Annotated in this window: 2 protein-coding genes and 1 pseudogene; 2 read left to right on the top strand and 1 reads right to left on the bottom strand. The window is 61.9% G+C overall.

All coding sequences use genetic code 11. The annotated features are described in order from the left end of the window. A pseudogene (locus ON37_RS03580) lies at window positions 1–184 on the bottom strand (hypothetical protein); the annotation flags it as partial. Between the two features lie 193 nt (window positions 185–377). Between ON37_RS03580 and ON37_RS03575 the strand changes: the two are divergent. Then, entirely contained in the window at window positions 378–1235 is an 858-nt protein-coding gene (locus tag ON37_RS03575) for a P-loop nucleotide/nucleoside kinase family protein (protein ID WP_040716660.1), read from the top strand. Next, complete coding sequence (locus ON37_RS03570; protein WP_217999913.1) at window positions 1232–1759, top strand: kinase; 528 nt, start codon at window positions 1232–1234, stop codon at window positions 1757–1759. The genes ON37_RS03575 and ON37_RS03570 overlap by 4 nt, the downstream gene beginning before the upstream one ends. Window positions 1760–1830 lie beyond the last annotated feature (71 nt).

The raw sequence follows: 1830 nt of genomic DNA, 5'->3' as shown, positions 1-1830 counted from the left end.
CCGCCGGATTCGTCGCGGTGGCCTTCCACTGCCGCAGACCCGTCACCGGGTCCACCTTCTGACGAGCCGGAGCATTGCGGTTCTGGTTGTACTCGGTATCCGGCTCGATCTCACCGACCAGCACAAGACCCTTCTCGAACGCGACGTGGAACGGAACCTCGAAACGCAAATCCTTGAGCGCCATTTCCTTGCTCCCTCTCTCGGAATCTCCCGCACCCGGTGTGCGGCATGTCACTCACGGTAGCAAGTGCTTTCGCGGGAAGCAACTACTTTCGCGAGTAAATGTGCAGCTATTCGAATCAGGGAGATTTCCGCAGGCCGCAACGGGTGAGCAACTGCTACCCTCGCAGTGGCAACTGCTATCGAAGGAGTCCGCTGTGACTGGCCCCAACACCACCGCGCCGTCGTATCTCCGGATCGCACATGCGATACGGAATGAGATCGAGGCCGGCCGACTACGTGACGGCCAGCGCCTACCGTCGACGCGGGAGTTGGCGAACCAGTGGAAGGCAAGTCAGCTCACGATCACGAAGGCGATGGAGCAGCTTGCGGCCGATGGCTATGTGTCCAGCAAGGACCGTTCAGGCCGCGTAGTGACCACGCCGACCTCTGTTGCGCTCACGCTTGCTGCGCCTCTACGTCCGGTACGTCCGCGAGTCGTCTACGTGGGCGGGTACGCCGGAAGCGGAAAATCCGAGTTTGCCCGCACTCTTGCCCGCGAGACCGGTTGGGCCTTGCTCGACAAGGACACGATTTCCCGTCCGATCATCGAGCCAGCACTCGAAGACCTCGGCTCCAGCTTCGAGGATCGAGAGTCCGACCTCTACAAGACCCGCATTCGCCCCCGTGAGTACGAAGCGCTCACCGCTGTAGTCGATGACAACATCGAGTGCGGGACATCGGTCATCGCTACCGCGCCGTTCATTCTGGAATTCAATGACCAGTCATGGATTGACCACACGTTTGCTCGCGCGGCAGTGAACAACGCCGAGGTGACGATCGTTTGGGTTCGCTGCGCCCTCGACACAATGCTGATGTACCTCCGCCGACGTGGTGCAGCGCGCGATACATGGAAGCTTACGCACTGGGACGAATACACGTCCGGTGTCGACCTCGAGTATCGGCCGTTGGCCGATCACGTTGTCGTACACAACGACCCGGATAGCGAACCGTTGCGCGAACAGGCCCGTCGGCTGCTCGACTCCTTCCGACGCGACAACCTCTCCGAGTCGTGATCAGCGGTGTAATTCTGTACGGCGCACCGGCCGCAGGTAAGGACACCGTTACGGACGCCCTGACCCGAGTCGATGCGAGGTTCTGCTTGTTCGAGCGCCTGAAATCGGGCCGAGGCCGAACGGCCGGCTACCGAATGACTTCGGATGACGCTCTGGACCAACTCGCAGCGTCTGGTGAAGTGATTTGGGAGAACACGCGATACGGTGCCCGCTACGTCATCGATCGCCCCAGCTTGCAGGCGGTCATTGACTCTGGGCGAATCCCTGTGGTGCACGCCGGACAGCCCGAAGTCATCTCCGCCGTCCGTGCCGCCATGCCGGGTATCTGGATTGTCGTGCAGCTCAGCACCTCTCGTGCTGTCGCGCAGGCCCGGATTATCGAGCGAAGCACCGGCGACACCACCGCCCGTCTAGCGGCGTGGGATGCGACGCCGTGGCTTTCCGACGCCGATCTTGACGTCGACACAGGCGATGTGCCGCCTGAGACTGCCGCTCGGCTGATTCGGTCGCTCGTCACGCGCTGATTCCAGCGCTGTTCCGTTCGGCTCCGCGCCTTGCGTTGCGCGGTGGTTGCCGAATTTGGCCATAGAGGATC

The sequence above is a fragment of the Nocardia veterana NBRC 100344 genome, from assembly GCF_000308855.1.
Classification (GTDB): Bacteria; Actinomycetota; Actinomycetes; order Mycobacteriales; family Mycobacteriaceae; genus Nocardia; species Nocardia veterana.
The sequence above is the reverse complement of the archived record's forward strand: the minus strand, read 5'-3'. Positions and strand labels throughout refer to the sequence as shown.